This window comes from Nostoc cf. edaphicum LEGE 07299 (genome assembly GCF_015207245.1).
In the GTDB taxonomy this organism is placed as follows: Bacteria; Cyanobacteriota; Cyanobacteriia; order Cyanobacteriales; family Nostocaceae; genus Nostoc; species Nostoc edaphicum_B.
The window spans coordinates 1-3821 of the sequence record NZ_JADEXF010000588.1; the positions used below are offsets into that span (position 1 = coordinate 1).

Annotated in this window: 4 protein-coding genes; all 4 read left to right on the top strand. The window is 43.2% G+C overall.

Translation table 11 applies throughout. From position 1 onward, the window contains the following. A partial coding sequence (locus tag IQ229_RS17305; protein WP_194045804.1) for a DUF389 domain-containing protein occupies positions 1-901 on the top strand: 901 nt, incomplete at its 5' end. A gap of 85 nt (positions 902-986) precedes the next feature. Further along, entirely contained in the window at positions 987-1802 is an 816-nt protein-coding gene (locus IQ229_RS17310) for an ion transporter (RefSeq protein ID WP_194045806.1), read from the top strand. 32 nt (positions 1803-1834) lie between these two features. After that, positions 1835-2842, top strand: a complete 1008-nt coding sequence (locus tag IQ229_RS17315) for a mechanosensitive ion channel family protein (RefSeq protein ID WP_194045807.1) — start codon at positions 1835-1837, stop codon at positions 2840-2842. Next, a partial coding sequence (locus tag IQ229_RS17320; RefSeq protein WP_194045809.1) for a DUF2254 domain-containing protein occupies positions 2839-3821 on the top strand: 983 nt, incomplete at its 3' end. The genes IQ229_RS17315 and IQ229_RS17320, both read left to right, overlap by 4 nt.

Genomic DNA, 3821 nt, shown 5'->3' on the forward strand with positions numbered 1-3821 from the left:
TACTAATACAGCTTACTTGCTGGTGGCGGCAATGCTGATAGCACCGTTTGCAGGCCCAGCAATGAATACAGCGATCGCTACTGCATGGGGCGATCGCAAACTCTTAGGGCGGAGTATTTTACGTTATTTTGCTGCTTTAGCAGTCACAATTGCCACTACTTGGCTATTGAGCCTGATATTACGGCAAGAAATTCCCACCAGTTTAATGGTAGATAGCAGCCAGGTTTCAGCAGTGGCAGTGATTTTGCCATTGGCCGCCGGAGCCGCAGGGGCGCTCAACTTGGTTCAATCAGAACGGAGTAGTTTAGTATCTGGGGCAGCAACCGGAATGTTAGTTGCCGCCTCCTTAGCTCCACCTGCGGGAATTGTGGGGATGGCCAGTGCAGTTGGCAGATGGGATATGGCAATTTCGGGGCTGTTCTTATTATTTTTGCAACTATGCGGCATTAACTTTTCAGCAGCTTTGTTATTCCGAGTGTTCGGGTTGTCTGCTCAAGAAACTCGCTATCAGCGTGGTAAAAAACGGGTATTCTTTTCTGCCTTGGCGATCACTGTCATCGCATTGGCAGGTTTACTAACTTGGCAGTTCTCTAATTCTCCCAATTTACAACGCTCTAGCCGTGCCCAACGTGCCAATGCCCAAGTCCAGAAAACTGTGGAGCAAGTTGGTTTAGCAAAATTAGTCGAGTCGAATGTCCGCTTTACACGATCCAATATTCAAGGGCAGGATACCCTGCTATCTGTTGTTTATGTGCAGCGTCAACCGGGAGTTACAGCGTCTAGTGAAGAAATACGCGATCGCCTCACCCAATCAATTCAAACCCAATTATTAAAACAAGACTTTAATGTGACACCTCTAGTTGATGTCAACGTGCTAGAAACACCTGCTAGTAAACAATAAAACCAATTCTCTAAAATTCACATTAAATTACGAATTACGTTAGCGAAGCGGTAGCGAGGAACGAGCGTCATTACGAATTAATACTATGAGTAGTTCAAAGCTTTCAGAAAAACAAGCCCTAGAAAAAGAACGTAATGAAGTCTTGCAACAGTTGGAAGATTGGTTAGAAATTCCAATGTTGGTGTTGGGCTTTGTATGGCTAGCACTATTCATCATCGAGATCATCTGGGGATTAAACTCTTTACTGGAAGCCTTTAGCATCACTATTTGGATTATTTTTATATTAGATTTTCTACTTAAACTAGCGATCGCTCCTCATAAACCTTCCTATATCAAAAGCAACTGGCTAACAGCTATTTCTTTAGTGTTGCCAGCGCTACGTACTTTTCGGATTATACGGGTGGTACGGATATTAAGAACAGCACGGGCTGTGCGAGGGCTACAACTGTTGCGAGTTATGACTCGTGCTAACCGAGGGATGCGGGTTTTAGCAGCAAGTATTAGCCGTCGAGGGTTTGGTTATGTTGTGGCATTAACAATGATTGTTACTTTAATAGGAGCAGCAGGGATGTATGCGTTTGAAAACGAAGTTCCTGTGGAATCAGGGCTGCACAACTACGGCACTGCTTTATGGTGGACAGCAATGCTAATGACAACGATGGGTTCTGACTATTCGCCCAAAACGCCCGAAGGTCGGGTGCTTTGTTTTTTCTTAGCGTTATATGCGTTTGCCGTGTTTGGCTATGTCACTGCAACTCTGGCGACGTTTTTTATTGATCGTGATGCCGATGATGACGAAGCAGAGTTAGCTGGAGCGAAATCGATTCAAATGCTTCAGAGTGAAATCGCAGCATTGCGCGGGGAAATTCAAGAATTATTGCATCAAAATTCTGAGCGTTAACGTTAGCAAAAATTACTTAGTGAGGAAAGTTCATGAATGCAGAAATTTCGACAGCTTGGGATAAGATTCAAACTATGATTAACGGTTTGATAGCTTTGCTACCAAACATTGTATTAGGATTAATTGTCTTCATCTTCTTTTTATTTGTTGCTAGCAGAATTAAGGCACTAGTTAAGCGGGTAACTCGCAATCGTCGTTCTGCCCGGAATCTGGGACTAGTTCTAGGAAGGTTAGCGCAGGGTTTGACAATTTTGATTGGGTTGTTTATCGCCCTTTCCATTGTGATTCCAACATTTCAAGCTGGTGATTTGATACAACTTTTGGGAATTAGTGGTGTTGCAATTGGTTTTGCATTCCGCGATATTTTACAGAATTTCTTAGCTGGAATTTTAATTCTGCTAACTGAACCTTTTCAAATTGATGACCAAATTGTTTTTAAAGGCTTTGAAGGAACGGTCGAGAATATCGAGACACGCGCAACAACAATCAGAACTTATGACGGTCGGCGGATTGTCATTCCGAACTCGGAATTATTTACTAATTCTGTAACTGTAAACACTGCCTTTGATAACCGCCGATTAGAGTACGATGTCGGCATTGGCTACGGCGACGACATTGACCGTGCCAAGCAGTTAATGCTAGACGCAATGCATAGTGTAGACGAGGTTTTAAAAGACCCGGCTCCTGATGTACTAGTAATGGAACTTGCCGAAAGCACTGTTAACATCCGTGTGCGTTGGTGGGTTCATCCACCACGACGCGCAGATAATCTGATTTCGCGGGATAAAGTGATTACTGCAATCAAGAAAACGCTTGTTGCAAACGGCATTGATTTGCCCTTCCCAACTCAACAAATTCTGTTCCACGACCAGACAGAAGAGACAGATGGAAACCGCCCTCGTCAGCGTGAAGGTTGGCCCGCAGGTAAAGGTGAAGTACCAAAGCCTCGCCGCATCAGCGATTCGCTCAGGTTACTTGCTCAAGCACGCTCCTCAGAAGATAACAACGGCAAAATAGATTCTCAAACCAACGAACAATGATAAATGTCAAGATAAGCAAACTGTGGGATCAGCTCCACTCAAGTTACTGGTTTATACCGGCGGTTATGGCGGTGGTAGCTACTGCTTTAGCTTTCACAATGCTTAATCTTGACCGTACAGGCAAGGTAGACATTGATTATTGGTGGGTTTACACAGGTGGAGCAGATGGAGCGCGATCGCTGTTAGGATCGGTTGCAGGTTCGATGATTAGCGTTGCTGCTACAGCCTTTTCAATTACAATTGTGGCGCTTCAGTTGGCTGCTTCCAATTTCGGGCCGCGACTACTGCGTAATTTTATGCAGGATACGGGGAATCAAATTGTACTAGGCACATTTATTGGTACGTTCATCTACTGCTTGTTCGTACTGCGGACAATTCATGGAGAAGGAGATGGATACGAACAGTATGTGCCACAACTTTCAGTTACAGTGGGCACTTTACTCGCAATTATTAGCATTGGTGTATTAATTTATTTTATCCATCATGCTTCAACCATAATCCAGGCATCTCACGTAATCGAAAATGTTAGTGAGGATTTACATTCAGCAATTAAGCGGCTATTTCCAGAAAGAATTGGGCATGGTGAACCAGAACATAGCCTTGGAATTGAAGAAATTCCCATGTCTTTTGAGAAAGAGGCTTTACCGATTCGAGCTAATGGCACTGGTTACTTACAAGCAATTGATAATGGGGAATTGATGGAAATTGCTTGTAAACATAATTTGCTAATACGCCTTCAGGTTAGACCAGGAAAATTTCTAATTCAAGGTAGCGATTTAGCGTTGGTTTTTCCTGGAAAAAAAGTAAATAAAAAACTTACCAAACAAATCAATGATGCTTTTATTTTAGGCAAAGAACGTACAGAACAACAGGATATAGAGTTTCCAATTGATCAATTAGTAGAAATTGCTCTGCGTGCCATTTCCCCTGGAATAAATGATCCATTTACTGCAATTCGCTGTATTGACCGAATTAACGC

Bases quoted from the DNA above. Each gene is read 5' to 3' on its own strand.
- IQ229_RS17310 (WP_194045806.1), top strand. From the start codon at position 987: ATGAGTAGTTCAAAGCTTTCAGAAAAACAAGCCCTAGAAAAAGAACGT.
- IQ229_RS17315 (WP_194045807.1), top strand. From the start codon at position 1,835: ATGAATGCAGAAATTTCGACAGCTTGGGATAAGATTCAAACTATGATT.